Consider the following 14,305-nt stretch of genomic DNA (forward strand, 5'->3'; position numbering starts at 1 on the left):
CCGAGCTGGTTACGTTACAATAGAAAGTGAACTTCATCTTTATAACCAACAGAGGAGGATATGCAATCAATGGATTATCGCAGATTAGGTGGAAGCGGACTGAAAGTAAGCGAGATTAGCCTGGGAAGCTGGCTGACGTACGGAGGGTATGTGGAACGTGAGAATGCGGTGAAATCAATTGAAACTGCATTTGATGAAGGCATTAACTTTTTTGATACTGCCAATGTATACGAACGGGGTGCAGCAGAAGAACTGCTGGGGCAGACGCTCAAAGCATATTCCCGTGACTCTTATGTACTTGCAACCAAAGTATTTGGCAAAATGGGTGATGGTCCGAATGACCAAGGGCTGTCTCGCAAACATATCAAAGAGCAATGTGAAGCCAGCTTGAAGCGCCTAGGCGTTGAATATGTGGATATCTATTACTGCCATCGTTATCATACCGAAACACCAATTGAAGAAACACTCCGCGCGCTCGATGATCTGGTACGCCAAGGCAAAGTGTTATATGTAGGCGTCAGCCAATGGACTGCGGCTCAGATGGAAGCTGCGTTGGGTACAGCAGACCGTCTGCTCCTGGATCGTATCGTGGTCAATCAGCCGGTGTACAACATGTTTGACCGTTATATCGAAAATGAAATTATTCCGCTCGGCGAGCGTAAAGGCATCGGACAAGTTGTATACTCCCCGCTTGCTCAAGGTCTATTGACCGGGAAATATACGTCCGTTTCCGATATCCCAGAGAATAGCCGTGCTGCCAAACTAGGATGGGACGAAGGAAAGATCAATGCGGATCGTATCGGGAAAGTTCGTCAACTGATTGAAGTGGCAGACAAGCTGGATCTGAAGGTTGGCCAACTGGCCCTGGCCTGGATTCTGCGCCAGAACAATGTATCCAGTGCACTTGTAGGGGCGAGTCGTCCCGAGCAGGTAAAAGAGAACGCAGCTGCATCTGGCGTGAAGCTGGATGCTGCCATTGTGGAGGAGATTGAGAGCATCCTTGCTTGATCTCCTGTCATTACACAAGCTGAGATGATATGCAATGATCCATAAAGCAAGGGATGTCCTGTGCGCCTGAATAGGCGAACGAGACATCCCTTTTTTGGAGAACGTTGAAAGGTTAGATTATTGAAAGGTTAGATCTTACTTTAAAGCGTAAGAGGCAAGGAACGAAAAGTTAAGGCACACACACGGTTACGCCCTGTATTCTTGGCTTCATATAAAGCACGATCGGCCTGTTCGAAGAAGTCATCATCGTCATGATCATCACAATGATCGGGGTACACGGCTACACCAATGGAGATGGTTAGACGTGTCGTGTGCCCGTCAGGCAGAGCAAAATGGTATTTCTCTACAGCCTGTCGTATAGATTCGGCGGTAGCCACGGCCTGACGGTGTCCACAGTCGAGCAAGAGAATGGCGAATTCTTCCCCACCGTTTCGTGACACGATATCAGCAGAACGTGCATGCTCAACAAGCAGTTGTCCAAGTTGCTTCAGGACCGCATCGCCAGCGGAATGACCATAGGTGTCGTTTACCTTTTTGAATCGGTCAATATCAATGGCAAGCAAGGAAAGCTTCTGTTGGTAATCCCGCGCACGCTGGAGTTCCAGTTGAAGTGATTTTTCGAACTGTCGTCGATTGCTCAGGTTGGTAAGATGATCAGTAGAAGCTCTTTTTTCCAATAGAAATAACATTTCATTGGATTTATTAATGAATTCTGCAATGAAATAGATAAATATTCCACCGGCAAAAGAAATGGTCATTTGTAACGGATATATCTTCATTAATGAATTCATGCTGTCCGTGTTCAACATAAGGATGATAAAGATTAATGTCATGCCAAGCAGATTCATTGTAATTATTTTGGTCAGTCTGGACCAAGGAGCATAGGCGAAGTATACACCGGACAGTCCGATCAGAGTCATGACAAAACCTGCATCTATGGCAGAGGATGATAAGCCGAACATCAGAATACGAATGACCGAGATCATGAGTCCCGTAACGACTGAAGCTAATCCTCCCATATATACCGCTGCGGTAACGATGGCCAGATGCCGTAGATCTACAATCGTAGTTTCGTTCAGAGGGAAAGAATAGTTCATGAGTACTGTGCCATATATACCGAATAATAAGCCGCCGATCAACTGAACACGTAACGAGGGAAAAGGCAATCGGATACTATAGAACTTTGCGATGATCCCGGACACATACATAAACGTAATCATGACACAGATATTAATGAAAAAAGTGCTAAACAACCGACATTCCCCCTTTTTACGCACATCCCTATATTTTATCTGAAAAGTGGTGCTGTAGCGAACCATATTATCCCAAATTTATGAGGGGATTGCTGGTAAAGGTGGTTTATTTGCATATCAGGATGTTAGAGTGATATTGACTTCAATATGCAATGAGATTTATACTTAATCTAAATCAAAATATATTCCTTCTTTTTGGGAAGACCATCATAAGTAGAAGATCAGTGTCTGATTTCATATAAAATGGATCAATAATAAAGGAGAAATGGTTGTGAGAACTTTAAATCTGACGATACAACGGCAAGCGGTATATGATGTGGTGCGCCATTCAGAGGATCATCCGACAGCTGCTGATGTCATGAATCGACTCGTGGAACAAGGATATAATCTGGCCTATGGTACGGTGTATAATTCTCTTCGTTATCTGACGGACAAAGAATTGATACGGGAACTTAAACTCGGAGAGACAGCAAGCCGATACGATGCCCGTATGGATGATCATCAGCACATTATGTGTGAAGTGTGCGGCAAAGTGGACGAGGTGATGACGGAAGTTCCTCCACAATGGATGAAACAGGTAGCTGAAGAAACCGGATATGCAATCGATCATGCTCATGTGGTCTTTGGAGGTGTCTGCGGGGAATGCAGAAACAAACGGATCAAGTGAAAATAAAACTGCCTGGCCGCCGTTTACCCCTAAGGGTTAAACCAGCCTTGTCTGACTCAACACCCCTTGTGGACAATTGTCCGGTTACACGGCGTGTTATTCTGATCAGCCCGATGCCGGGGCAGGTTCATGAACTGGTAAAGGCCTTAACGGATAGTTGCTTTGATGTACTGGTCTTCCATCGCTGGGAACCGGATCTGCATGAGCGTCTTGTCTTTGATCTGTTGATCTATGATCTGTCTGTTGCTGGAACTATTGATGCATTTGCCGGCATTAGCAGCCGATTGAATCGTGAGGCTGAGCATACAACCCCTTGTCTGTATCTGGTTGGTGAGAAGATGATTGGCAGTGCAAGTGGACCGATGCTTCAGGAGGAGTTGCTGGTGTGGCCTGCACGCCCGCAGGAAGCACTTTACCGGGTGCAGCGCATGATTGGCAACAGTCCTGCTTTGCCCAACCGTGGTTTTTTGCCTGAGGAAGGACACCGTATCGGATTTAAAGATCTGTGGCTTGATCGTGAACGGATGAGTGTGCAGCGCGATAATAACCGCATTCATCTAACCAAGACCGAATATGATCTGTTACTCAAGCTGATCGATGCCAAAGGTGCAGTCATTTCCCGTGAGGAGATGCTCAGCGATATCTGGGAGACGGACTTTACGGGTGGAAGTAATGTGGTCGATGTTCATATCAAAAGCTTGCGCAAAAAATTGGGCGATAATGCGTCTTCGCCGCAATATATTGTAACAGTAAGAGGAGTGGGCTACCGCCTGGCGGATTAGTCCGCTTTTTTTTTTGCCCAAATTTTATCTTTCACTTCATGCTTTTTCGGGTACTACCTAATAGATAGGCAGATCAGAATCATTCCCTTAAAACATGTTCATAGTTCATTCATGAATGTTGAAGAACCTCATCTTAATCTCATGTGAACCTCATGCAAGAGCAGAGTGGGACATGTTAGAATCAATTTAACAGTTAGATCAAGTCTAAATGTATATTTAAACCGAAGCCGAATATGATTTTAATAGTAGATATATAACAGCCGTGAGACCCATTAGAGGAGGACGACATGATGACAGAACGTATGACAACAAATCAGGGAGCACCTGTAGGTGACAACCAGAATTCCCGCACAGCAGGCAGAAGAGGGCCGACACTGCTTGAAGACTACCATCTCATTGAGAAAATAGCCCACTTTGACCGTGAACGTATTCCCGAAAGAGTCGTACATGCGAGAGGTGCCGGAGCTCATGGTGTATTCACGCTGGAGCAGAGTATGAAGGCTTATACAACAGCTGACTTCCTGCAAGATCCAGGTACGGAGACGGATGTGCTGGTTCGTTTTTCAACCGTTATTCATGGTACGGGATCACCAGAGACTGCACGAGATCCACGTGGATTTTCCGTCAAATTTTACACACGGGAAGGCAACTATGATATTGTCGGTAATCATCTGCCCGTTTTCTTCATTCGTGATGCGATGAAGTTCCCTGATATGGTGCATTCCTTGAAGCCGGCTCCGGATACAAACATTCAGGAACCTGCCCGATATTGGGACTTTATGACCCTCTCACCGGAATCAACACATATGATGACCTGGTTGTTCTCTGATCTGGGCACACCAGCAAGTTATCGGGAGATGGATGGTTTCAGCGTACATGCTTTCAAATGGATTAATGCACAGGGACAGGTCCACTATGTGAAATACAAATGGGAGTCTGCACAAGGCGTGCGAGGCTTCTCTCGTCAGGAAGCTGCCGAGGTACAGGGGCAAGACTTTAATCATGCTACCCGGGACCTGCATGAACATATCAAGAACGGGCAGTACCCACAGTGGAAGCTTCAGGTACAGCTCTTGAAGCCTGAGCAAATGGATGATTTTGCTTTTGATCCGCTCGATCCAACCAAAACATGGCCTGAAGATGTATTGCCGTTCCATACGGTAGGGACCATGACCCTGAATCGGAATCCGCAAAACTTCTTTGCTGAAGTGGAACAGGCGGCCTTTTCTCCTAGTGCGCTTGTACCCGGAATTGAGCCTTCCGAAGACAAATTGTTGCAAGGACGCCTATTCTCCTATCCAGACACACAGCGTCACCGGCTTGGACCGAACTATCTGCAAATTCCGGTGAATTGCCCGTACGCACCCGTTCGTAATCATCAGCGTGATGGACTCATGAATGTGAATCAGGACCCATCTCCGGTGAACTATGAACCCAACAGTTCCGGAAACAGCCCGCAAGAAGATCCGGCATACCGGGACAGTCAGGTTCCGTTGCAAGGGCATGTTACAAGAGAGAAAATCGAGAAGACGGATGATTATACGCAGTCAGGTGAGCTTTTCCGTTCATTTACTCCTGTAGAGCAGCAGCATTTGCTTGATAATCTGATCAATGACCTTAAGGGCGTATCTGTTGATATTCAAATGCGTGCCCTGTGTCACTTCTTCCGAGCGGATGGACAGCTTGGCGGACGTTTAGCTCATGGACTCGGCGTGGATATTTCTGCACATATGCCGTCACAGGATGGAAAATAAAGTACAGTTTGACCATGTTCTACAACATCATACGGACTAATATTCGTTGAAGACCGGGCAGAACCGCGAACGTGCGGAACTCCCGGTCTTTGGCCTTTTTTACTGAAATGGAAAACAAATTTACAAATCATTTACATAAAATAGCTGACATAGAGGTTGACTTCTCATTTGATGGCACTACAATGGGTAGTGTGAGGGGTGTCAGAAAATGAGAATACACAATTTCAAAGTGGGTGAGCGTGGGCTCAACCGATTTTTCGGTCCGCTGGAAGCCAAGATTATGGACATTTTATGGGCTCATCCTGGCAGTAGCATCCGTGAAGTGCAGACCGCACTTGAACAAGACAAAGACGTCAATTTTAATACAGTCATGACCGTGATGAACCGGCTCGTAGACAAGGGACTTCTCGGAAAGTCACAAAAGGGCAGAACATCTTTGTACCAACCGGTACAGAGCAAGGAGGAGTTTATGAACGACCAATCCAAGGAACTGTCACATGAGTTGGTAGATGAATTCGGAGCTTTGGCATTGAATCATATGCTGGATGCGCTGGACGAAGCAGATGCGGGTCTGATTGAACGCTTGGAACAGAAGATCAAACAATGGAAAAAGGATAGCGATTAAGATGTGGAAGACCCGCTCGAAACTTTTGTTTACCGTCGGGTTTGGCATTCCGTTACTCGTGTTCATGCAGATGTTCATGTACGCGATGTACAAAATTTTTGGCTGGGATATCCCGTTTAACCTGCTCTGGCTCTGCAATCATTGGATGAGTCGACTGGGATGGTTATCCGTGGGACATTTCCTGCTGGCACTGGTATTGCTGACATTTGCGGGAACAGGTTGGTTGTTAATGGTGCGTATGATGAAAACCAGAGCAGCCGTACGTAAACTTCGCTCCATGGAGGTGCGTGCATTGTCTCGCGAACTGGAGTCCAAGTATCACCATCTCGGACAGCCAGGATTCATTGTAGTGGACAAGCATTCTCCGGTTGCATTTACAATTGGTTTATGGAGACCTTGCATCGTACTCTCCACGGGACTTCTGACGATGCTGGATGCAGAAGAGGAGACTGCAGTTGTGTACCACGAAGTCCATCATCTGTGGCACCGTGACCCACTGAAGACAACACTGTTATCGGTATTTGCAATCATGATGCCGTACATTCCCGTATTGAAGCATACTTCGAAACATTACAATATCGTTAGAGAAATTCTGGCAGACAATGAGGCCATTGAGCGTACAGGCAATGTGGCAGGCATTGGCAGTGCTTTGCTCAAGCTGCTCCGTGCTTGTCCTGAACCTTGGGGGGCCAAAGAACTGACCGTTCAATCCTCATTTGCGGATACGTCGGTGAATGTCCGGATTTCACGTCTGCTGGACCCGGAACAGGACGTAACGTTGAGGTTGCCACGTTATGCTGTTCTGATGTCGGCTACTGTTTTTCTATTGCTGTCTATCTTGTTTGTTTGGTCCATCGGATAGATTAATTGGGCTACATGTGAAGTCGAATATAATGAGGAAGGAAGATGAACATGAATAATAAAAGTTTAGAGATTGGATTGCTTTTCTCAAGGATTATGATCGGTTTGATCTTTGTATTGCACGGCTGGAGTAAATTTGAAGGTGGAATCAGCGGTACGGTAGGTTTTTTCGAAAGCATTGGTATTCCCGGATTTCTTGCATCCGTTGTAGCCATCATTGAGTTGGTAGGTGGTGCAGCGATGATTCTGGGTCTGGGAACACGTGTGTTTGCTGCCTTGTTTGCCATCGTGATGGTTGGCGTTCTGTTTACAGCCAAAGTGGGTGAGCCGTTCCTGAGTGGTACCGAGTTAGATTACCTGCTTCTTGCGGGTTCCCTGACACTGCTCTTCACAGGAAGCCGCCTCCTGGCCGTGGATTATCTGTTCTCCAGACAGGGGAACGCTCGCCAGAATGTGAGTGCTTGATTTGACTAACGATTGTTAAAAATAATGAAGTGCAGGATGAGTCCTGTAACGAGGTTCTTTATTGGCCAGGCCGGTTCGGGAATTGATTTGCGAACCGGGCTGATCAGTAGAGAACTTTTTTCGAAATATAGGGAGTTATGTTATTTCACCATCCTTCTCTATATTTCTTCGGAATGAAACACGTTGAGCCGCTAGAGGACGGCGACAGCCGTTTCACCTTGTTTGGACGACATGCCTGAGGTTTGCTACAATGAGAATAAGTATGCTACTAAGAAAAAATAAGGAGGATGCATTTTATGATTAACGTCATTCCATCCGATGCCCGCTCCAGCTTCGATCGAGGCTGGCTCCGTGGTAGTCACAGCTTTTCTTTCGGAGAATACCAAGACCCGGAGAATACGGCGTTTGGACCGATGCGGGTAGCGAACGACGATGTGATCGCGCCTGGTCGCGGTTTTGGGGCTCACCCGCATAGTGATATGGAGATTGTATCCATCGTACTGAACGGCAAGTTACGACATGAAGATAACCTTGGGAATGTAGCCGTTACAGGCTTTGGTGGTATCCAGCGGATGTCAGCAGGCAGTGGCATGATTCATACCGAACATAATGCATCCGATACCGAAGAAGTACGTTTGCTTCAGCTCTGGTTCATGCCACAGACAAAAGGGTTGGAGCCCTCCTATGAGACGACATCATTTGATCCAGCGGCATTGGCAGGAGCACTCGTGCCGATTGTATCCCCAGATGGGGGACCAAGAGTTGCGACCATTCATCAGGATATGACGATCTACCTTGGCCGATTAGCCAAAGACGAAACGTTAACCTTTAATCAGGATGCAGGCCGCCGAATGTACATTTTCTCCATCGAAGGCAAGCTGGGATTGGACGCAGAGTACCTGTTGAACGAAGGCGACACGGCTCGTGTGGAACAGCGGGATTCAATCGAACTGCAAGGAAACGAAGATACGTTCTATATGATTATTGATTTGCCGTAGATGGCTGATGAAATGAACTCCAAGATGAAGGAGGATATACACGTATGGCGCAACAGGAATGGTTTATGGTTAAACATGCGGTGACCGGGCGAGGGTTAGCTAATAGCAAAACAGATTCGCTGTCCTATCGGTTCCAACAGGAGGGTACAAGTTTCATATTTACCGTTACGGGTCTGGACGAGCAGATTGTGGAACAGATTATGGAGCTTAGACAGGAACTGAACGTATTTCGATTTGTCCAACGTAAGGATCAGCCCCTTTTGAAACACTGGTATTACGTAGATGGTGAACGGGTAGTATACGACAGGGAGAGTCACACGCTAAGCATCTATGCGAAGTCGGAGATTCGTTATGTGCCTGAAGATTATTTTGCGGATTAACTTATAAGTAACTATAGAACTTGGAACATCCCAGAGGTCTCTGTTAAATACAGAGGCCTTTTTGCTGTCTGAAAACTCAGAGAATTTAATCGTAATTTTGCAAAAAAGACCACATAATTCCCTGCTGTCTGGCACAAGCTACCTTGTATAAAAACAAGAACGGAGGGGCGGCATATGGCAGACAAAACATCTGGGAAAGACAAGTCCCGACAACCGGGACGAGCTTCAGAAGAAAAAAAACATATTCCTTTGGGACTGCCGTCCCCGCCTTTTCTTCGGCAGCCGATTAGTGCAGTACATGAAACTCAGATTAAGGCGGTAAAAGAAATCTTCTCCGATTGTTCTGATGTGGTTTTTCGCAACGTCATGATTACGCCTGAAGTGAAAGGACTTCTGGTCTATATCGAAGGCATTGTTAATTCGGCTGATATCCAGGAACACATGCTGCGTCCGATTATTCGAGGGCTGGTGCAGCAGCGAACAGATGAACCTGATGTTCCACTGGATGATACAACCGTTGAGCTAACACAGGTGAAGCGAGTGGATACCTGGGCTGCTGCGACAGAAGGGGTGCTGGCATCCTCTGCCCTTCTGGTGGTCGATGGAAGTAACAAAGCCTGGATGTTCAATGTCAAAGGTGGCGTCAGACGTGGTGTGGAGGAACCGCAGACAGAATCCGTGATTCGGGGACCGCGGGAGGGATTTACCGAAACGCTCCGTGTGAATACGGCCTTATTGCGGTTCAAGCTGAAAACACCTGCTCTCAAGATGGTGAGTATGACCCTTGGAACAGACACCAAGACAGATATTGTGCTGACCTACCTGGAAGGTATTGCCGATCCAAAAACGATTCAAGATGTTAAGAAACGTCTGGAAAAAATCAATATTGATGGCATCCTGGAGACGGGTTATATCGAGGAATTGATTGAAGATCATCCGTACTCGCCTTTTCCTCAGATGCACTACTCGGAGCGGCCGGATACCGTTGCAGGCAATCTGTTGGAGGGACGCTTTTCCATTATGGTAGATGGAACCCCCTTTGCGCTGATTGCTCCAGTCACGATGTGGCAGATGCTGCAAGCCAGCGAGGATTATTACGAGCGATTCTTTATCAGTAATCTGTTGCGCTGGATTCGCTTTTTGTTCGTAGCCATTGCGTTATTTCTGCCAGCCCTATACATCGCTATTACGACATTTCATCAGGACATGCTGCCAACCACATTGATACTGAGTATCGCGGGGGCACGGGAAGCTATTCCTTTTCCGGCACTGGTCGAAGCTCTCATCATGGAGCTATCGTTCGAAGCTCTCCGGGAAGCGGGGGTCAGGTTACCCAAGACAGTGGGTCAGGCTGTCAGTATCCTCGGTGCACTCGTGATCGGACAGGCCGCAGTTCAAGCGGGGATTGTATCCGCACCGATGGTTATTATCGTATCCATGACAGGAATAGCTTCCTTCACGATCCCGCGATTTAACTTCGCGATTACGGTGCGTCTGCTCCGATTTCCGATCATGTTACTGGCAGGTATGCTTGGATTATACGGCATCGTCATCGGCTTGGTCCTGATCTCGGTGCATCTGACACAGATGACTTCGTTCGGTGTCCCATATCTCTCTGGTCTTAGCCCGTACAGTAAAACAGATACCAAAGACATTCTCATTCGTGTGCCATGGTGGAAAATGATTAATCGTCCTTCTACGGTACATCGGGATCAGAAACGGATGACCGAAAAGATCAACGGTTCCCCTGAAGCTGAGGAAGGGTGGTGAACCCATGCAGTTCATATATAAGTACCGGGCAGTGATAGCACTGTTGTTATGTACCACTTTTATTTCAGGTTGCTGGGATCGTAAGGAGATTAATGATGTTGCCTTTGTGATTGGTATTGCTGTTGATAAGGAGGGGGACAATTACAGATCCAGTCTTCAGATTGCTCTGCCGGGACAATCCGGTTCTTCCGGTAGTGAGGGAGGCGGAGGCGGCACGAGTGGGGATAAATCCTGGTTCATGTTATCCAATACAGCCAAATCATTGCATGGTACGTCTATTGAAGGTCAAAAGGAACTCTCACGAACAATCTATTATGCGCATCGCCGTACGATGCTTATTGGTGAGGAGCTTGCCCGGGATGGCGTGGCCTCCATGCTTGATCTGTTTACGCGGTATCCGCTGAACCGATTCTCTGCATTGCCAGTGGTCACAAAAGGTGCAGCATATGAGGTCATGGATACGGATGCACCTATAGAGAAGTTTCCATCCGAGATGGTGCGGGAACTGTGCTTCCTCAATATGCGGAATCCACGTTCACTTAAAACGTTTATAGATGCCATTCTGAGTGAAGGTGTCGATCCATTCCTGCCGGTCGCTTCGAAAGTGAGCAATGTTCCAAAAGGGTGGAAGGACGCCAAAACAAACATCAAGCTGGATGGGTTGGCCATTTTCAAGAAAGATAAGCTGGTTGGCATGATCGACAAAGCTCCAGCCGATGCGCTCATTCTTGCTATGGGCGAGGCCAATGCGCCGGAGATTATGGTTAAAGCTCCTGGCGGAGATGGAAATATGTTCATCAAGTTGAACGAGAACAACGCTTCACTACATCCCAGTATCAAGGCTGACAAGGTCACCGTGAATATTGAATTATATGCCAAGGGAGTTCTCGTAGATAACGAATCCAATTATGGTGACCGGCGTGAGAATGAGATTCTGAAGTTACATGAAGCCATTCACGAGAAAATAAAATTGGATATCGAGGAAGGTGTCCGGTTGGTTCAGGGAAAATACCATGCGGACATCCTTGGAATTGGTCGATCCATTCATCAACATCTGCCGGCCAAGTGGGACACGATGAAGGATCGTTGGGATGACATATACCCTGAAGTTGAGGTGACGGTTACCCCCCATGTCCTTATTGAAAACGTTGGGGTGAGCAACAAACCAATCGGCGTTGTAGAGGAGGAAGTTGTACATGATTAAACCACTCTTATTTACCTACCTGGCCATGGTAATCGCGGTCATTTTGATGGATTACAGACATTTGAAACAGGCAGCTGCCATTAATCGCTGGCTATCCTATAGTTTGATAGCAGTGGGTACAGGCATTTGGTTCTATGTGACTAATCTAAGCAAAACCTTATTTGTATCGGTATGGATAAGCCACGTTATCCAGCGCTTACTGCCACTGCCCTAGGTTGTCGACAGGATGCATTAAGTTTGCGAGATCGCGAGAGGGAAAGGAGGTATATCATGAATCAGAGAGTGACACACCGTCAGATGATCCTGCTCGTGCTGCTGCTCAGTATTTCAGGAACGTTAATTCAGCCTCACGCGCAAGCTATCTACTATGCGGAACAACACGCTTATCTCTCGTATATACCTGTAGTCGTAGTGATGCTTGCATCCATGTGGATGTTAAGTCGGGTCCAGCGGAGATTTCCGGATCAGGATCTATTTCAAGCCCTTGCTGGGCGATTCCCCTTTTTGGGAAGGCTCGCAGGATTGATGTACATTTTGTTTTTTTTCTTTGTGTTTGCGAGGGATATCCGGTTAACGGGGGATTATATCAGCATAACTCTGTTAGAGACCACGCCCATCTCCATCATTGTGTTATCACTGATCGTTATGGGAGTTTTTATCGTTAGAGGTGGGCTCGGCTCCTTAATCGGTATGTCGGAGTTGTATGTGACATTGTTTCTTTTAAACTCCGTGATTGTGCCTTTCATGCTCATTCAACAGATCAATATGGATAATTTGATGCCGTATTTTCACGTTGATGTTACGGGAGTGGGCAAAGGGAGTTGGTACATATTTTCGTTTTACGGAGAGATGATTGCATTACCTTTTGTTATCAAAGGCAGTGATTTTCGATATAAATCGGTTGTGTCAGGTATTATCCTCTCTGCACTCCTGATGATGCTAATCCTTGTGGAGACCATTACCTCCATTGGAGTTCCTATCGCTTCAAGGTTGGTGTATCCCTCCTATGAACTGGCAAGACAATTGCAAATCAGTGATTTCTTGGATCGGTTTGACCTTGCGCTGGCAGCGGCAACCTTGCCTACTATGATCACGAAGATTGCATTTGACCTGTACTTTGTCTGCTGGGGATTGAAGCGAATGATTCCGAACGTATCGGGAAAGGTGTTGACAGGCCCGATTGCCCTCGTCGGATTTGTCTGTGCATTCTGGTTCTTCCGAAATGCCATTCAGCTCAATCGTTTTACTCGGGAATGGACATGGGTTGCCATTGTATTTGAAGTGCTGTTCCCTATTGTGCTGTTTCTTTTCCTTCGTCCTCGCAAAAAGGATAAAAAAGAATCTACCCAACAGAGATCGGGAGAACAGTCAAAGAAAGAGAAACATGAGCCGGAACAAAAATCGGCTGATTCGGAGAAGGACGGAGAGAAAAGACGGAAAGATTCTCATGGCGGAGAACTCCAGCCTTCCTGATGCATTCCATCAAAAATCCTTATAGATGAACGGGCAAAAAGAGGGAAAGTACAGTTTCCCTCCACAGAAGTACCCTGTATACTGTAGTCAGACTGATGAACATTCGGCTGAACTAACGGGGGGGAACATGAATGGCTCAACATTTGGCAGGTGTGCGTGTAGCATTGACAGGACCACGAAAATCGAAAGAAATGTCCATACTGGTTGAAAAAATGGGTGGAATCCCGCTTGTGCGACCGGCACAGGGGACTGTATTCCTGGATGATCGGAGTATCAGGGATGGACTGGTATCCTGGATCTCAGACCCGCCAGACTGGGCGGTGTTAACTACGGGTATGGGATTGGATGCATTGTTTGAAATGGCTGAGGATATGGAAGTCGCAGGCCAATTGCTGGATGTATTATCGGAATCCTCAATTGCGGCAAGGGGATACAAGACGGTGAATGCGCTCAAAAAGCGCAAGTTAACACCGCTGGTACGAGATGATGACGGTAGCACGGACGGGCTCATTCGAGAATTCTCCCCACATGATCTCGCAGGGAAAAAGGTTATGTTGCAGCTTCATGGGGAGACAGCTCCCAAACTCGTTGCATGGTTGGAAGAACAAGGTGCAATCGTCAGACAAGTGCTTCCTTACCGCCATGTACCGCCAGAAGAGGCAGAGTTGGAACAGTTATTAAATGAGATTCTAAAGTTCGAAGTAGATGCTGTTGCGTTCACAAGTGGACCACAGGTTAGATTTCTGACGCAATATGCGGCCTCCCAGGACAAGCTTGAGCCGTTGCTTGCAGCCTTCAGACAAGGTGTAATTCCTGCGTCTGTAGGTAAAGTTACCGCAAACTCCATGCGTGAAGAAGGCATTGAGGCACTGGTCATTCCGGAGGAAGAGAAGATGGGAGCACTCATCGTTGAGCTTGGACGTTACTTTGCAGCAGGGCGTGCGGCCAAGATTAGAGATTAGAGGCCTGCTTTTAGATCAGTTCGACAAAAGCTTTTGGCGTCGCTTCATGAATAAAAAGTGTGCATTAATCTTAACCGCATCGCTATATGATGCGGTTTTGTTT

General features: G+C 46.9%; 15 protein-coding genes. 14 read left to right on the forward strand and 1 reads right to left on the reverse strand.

Annotated features, from left to right (window positions below):
* Nucleotides 1–69 precede the first annotated feature (69 nt).
* Nucleotides 70–1,008, forward strand: coding sequence for an aldo/keto reductase family protein (locus MKY28_RS28300; protein WP_047840782.1), 939 nt, complete (start codon nucleotides 70–72; stop codon nucleotides 1,006–1,008).
* A gap of 140 nt (nucleotides 1,009–1,148) precedes the next feature.
* On the opposite strand, the gene MKY28_RS28305 is transcribed toward MKY28_RS28300, so the two are convergent.
* On the reverse strand, nucleotides 1,149–2,261 hold the full coding sequence (locus tag MKY28_RS28305) for a GGDEF domain-containing protein (protein ID WP_100528313.1): 1,113 nt from the start codon (nucleotides 2,259–2,261) through the stop codon (nucleotides 1,149–1,151).
* A gap of 271 nt (nucleotides 2,262–2,532) precedes the next feature.
* On the opposite strand from MKY28_RS28305, the gene MKY28_RS28310 reads away from it, so the two are divergent.
* The 13 genes from MKY28_RS28310 (at nucleotide 2,533) to MKY28_RS28370 (ending at nucleotide 14,202) form a co-directional block, all read left to right on the forward strand.
* Entirely contained in the window at nucleotides 2,533–2,928 is a 396-nt protein-coding gene (locus MKY28_RS28310; RefSeq protein ID WP_036612807.1) for a Fur family transcriptional regulator, read from the forward strand.
* Nucleotides 2,904–3,710, forward strand: coding sequence for a winged helix-turn-helix transcriptional regulator (locus tag MKY28_RS28315; protein ID WP_036612804.1), 807 nt, complete (start codon nucleotides 2,904–2,906; stop codon nucleotides 3,708–3,710). The genes MKY28_RS28310 and MKY28_RS28315 overlap by 25 nt, the downstream gene beginning before the upstream one ends.
* Nucleotides 3,711–4,000: 290 nt before the next feature.
* Nucleotides 4,001–5,464 (forward strand): catalase, encoded by a 1,464-nt coding sequence (locus MKY28_RS28320; RefSeq protein ID WP_047840780.1) that lies wholly within the window; start codon nucleotides 4,001–4,003, stop codon nucleotides 5,462–5,464.
* 208 nt (nucleotides 5,465–5,672) lie between these two features.
* Complete coding sequence (locus MKY28_RS28325) at nucleotides 5,673–6,089, forward strand: BlaI/MecI/CopY family transcriptional regulator (RefSeq protein ID WP_036612800.1); 417 nt, start codon at nucleotides 5,673–5,675, stop codon at nucleotides 6,087–6,089.
* A 1-nt stretch (nucleotide 6,090) separates the two neighbouring features.
* The gene (locus MKY28_RS28330) at nucleotides 6,091–6,951 is read left to right on the forward strand and encodes a M56 family metallopeptidase (protein ID WP_036667841.1); all 861 of its coding nucleotides are present in this window, start codon (nucleotides 6,091–6,093) and stop codon (nucleotides 6,949–6,951) included.
* Between the two features lie 50 nt (nucleotides 6,952–7,001).
* Complete coding sequence (locus MKY28_RS28335; protein ID WP_340937620.1) at nucleotides 7,002–7,415, forward strand: DoxX family protein; 414 nt, start codon at nucleotides 7,002–7,004, stop codon at nucleotides 7,413–7,415.
* Nucleotides 7,416–7,711: 296 nt separating this feature from the next.
* On the forward strand, nucleotides 7,712–8,413 hold the full coding sequence (locus MKY28_RS28340) for a pirin family protein (protein WP_127548899.1): 702 nt from the start codon (nucleotides 7,712–7,714) through the stop codon (nucleotides 8,411–8,413).
* A 44-nt stretch (nucleotides 8,414–8,457) separates the two neighbouring features.
* Nucleotides 8,458–8,793, forward strand: a complete 336-nt coding sequence (locus tag MKY28_RS28345) for a hypothetical protein (protein ID WP_036612792.1) — start codon at nucleotides 8,458–8,460, stop codon at nucleotides 8,791–8,793.
* 174 nt (nucleotides 8,794–8,967) lie between these two features.
* Complete coding sequence (locus MKY28_RS28350) at nucleotides 8,968–10,563, forward strand: spore germination protein (protein ID WP_340937621.1); 1,596 nt, start codon at nucleotides 8,968–8,970, stop codon at nucleotides 10,561–10,563.
* Nucleotides 10,564–10,567: 4 nt separating this feature from the next.
* Nucleotides 10,568–11,767: a Ger(x)C family spore germination protein gene (locus tag MKY28_RS28355; RefSeq protein WP_100528317.1), complete on the forward strand. Its 1,200-nt coding sequence runs from the start codon at nucleotides 10,568–10,570 to the stop codon at nucleotides 11,765–11,767.
* Nucleotides 11,760–11,981, forward strand: coding sequence for a hypothetical protein (locus MKY28_RS28360; protein ID WP_127548905.1), 222 nt, complete (start codon nucleotides 11,760–11,762; stop codon nucleotides 11,979–11,981). Before MKY28_RS28355 ends, MKY28_RS28360 begins: the two co-directional genes overlap by 8 nt.
* Before the next feature lie 56 nt (nucleotides 11,982–12,037).
* On the forward strand, nucleotides 12,038–13,240 hold the full coding sequence (locus MKY28_RS28365) for a GerAB/ArcD/ProY family transporter (protein WP_340937622.1): 1,203 nt from the start codon (nucleotides 12,038–12,040) through the stop codon (nucleotides 13,238–13,240).
* A 131-nt stretch (nucleotides 13,241–13,371) separates the two neighbouring features.
* Nucleotides 13,372–14,202, forward strand: a complete 831-nt coding sequence (locus MKY28_RS28370; RefSeq protein WP_340937623.1) for a uroporphyrinogen-III synthase — start codon at nucleotides 13,372–13,374, stop codon at nucleotides 14,200–14,202.
* The last annotated feature ends 103 nt before the right edge of the window (nucleotides 14,203–14,305 follow it).

The sequence above is a fragment of the Paenibacillus sp. FSL R5-0473 genome (genome assembly GCF_038004565.1).
GTDB lineage: Bacteria > Bacillota > Bacilli > Paenibacillales > Paenibacillaceae > Paenibacillus > Paenibacillus amylolyticus.

What these genes read in the sequence shown, in the direction of transcription:
- MKY28_RS28300 (WP_047840782.1), top strand. Translation starts at nt 70, where the DNA reads ATGGATTATCGCAGATTAGGTGGAAGCGGACTGAAAGTAAGCGAGATT.
- MKY28_RS28315 (WP_036612804.1), top strand. Translation starts at nt 2,904, where the DNA reads ATGCAGAAACAAACGGATCAAGTGAAAATAAAACTGCCTGGCCGCCGT.
- MKY28_RS28320 (WP_047840780.1), top strand. Translation starts at nt 4,001, where the DNA reads ATGACAGAACGTATGACAACAAATCAGGGAGCACCTGTAGGTGACAAC.
- MKY28_RS28325 (WP_036612800.1), top strand. Translation starts at nt 5,673, where the DNA reads ATGAGAATACACAATTTCAAAGTGGGTGAGCGTGGGCTCAACCGATTT.
- MKY28_RS28330 (WP_036667841.1), top strand. Translation starts at nt 6,091, where the DNA reads ATGTGGAAGACCCGCTCGAAACTTTTGTTTACCGTCGGGTTTGGCATT.
- MKY28_RS28335 (WP_340937620.1), top strand. Translation starts at nt 7,002, where the DNA reads ATGAATAATAAAAGTTTAGAGATTGGATTGCTTTTCTCAAGGATTATG.
- MKY28_RS28340 (WP_127548899.1), top strand. Translation starts at nt 7,712, where the DNA reads ATGATTAACGTCATTCCATCCGATGCCCGCTCCAGCTTCGATCGAGGC.
- MKY28_RS28345 (WP_036612792.1), top strand. Translation starts at nt 8,458, where the DNA reads ATGGCGCAACAGGAATGGTTTATGGTTAAACATGCGGTGACCGGGCGA.
- MKY28_RS28350 (WP_340937621.1), top strand. Translation starts at nt 8,968, where the DNA reads ATGGCAGACAAAACATCTGGGAAAGACAAGTCCCGACAACCGGGACGA.
- MKY28_RS28355 (WP_100528317.1), top strand. Translation starts at nt 10,568, where the DNA reads ATGCAGTTCATATATAAGTACCGGGCAGTGATAGCACTGTTGTTATGT.
- MKY28_RS28360 (WP_127548905.1), top strand. Translation starts at nt 11,760, where the DNA reads ATGATTAAACCACTCTTATTTACCTACCTGGCCATGGTAATCGCGGTC.
- MKY28_RS28365 (WP_340937622.1), top strand. Translation starts at nt 12,038, where the DNA reads ATGAATCAGAGAGTGACACACCGTCAGATGATCCTGCTCGTGCTGCTG.
- MKY28_RS28370 (WP_340937623.1), top strand. Translation starts at nt 13,372, where the DNA reads ATGGCTCAACATTTGGCAGGTGTGCGTGTAGCATTGACAGGACCACGA.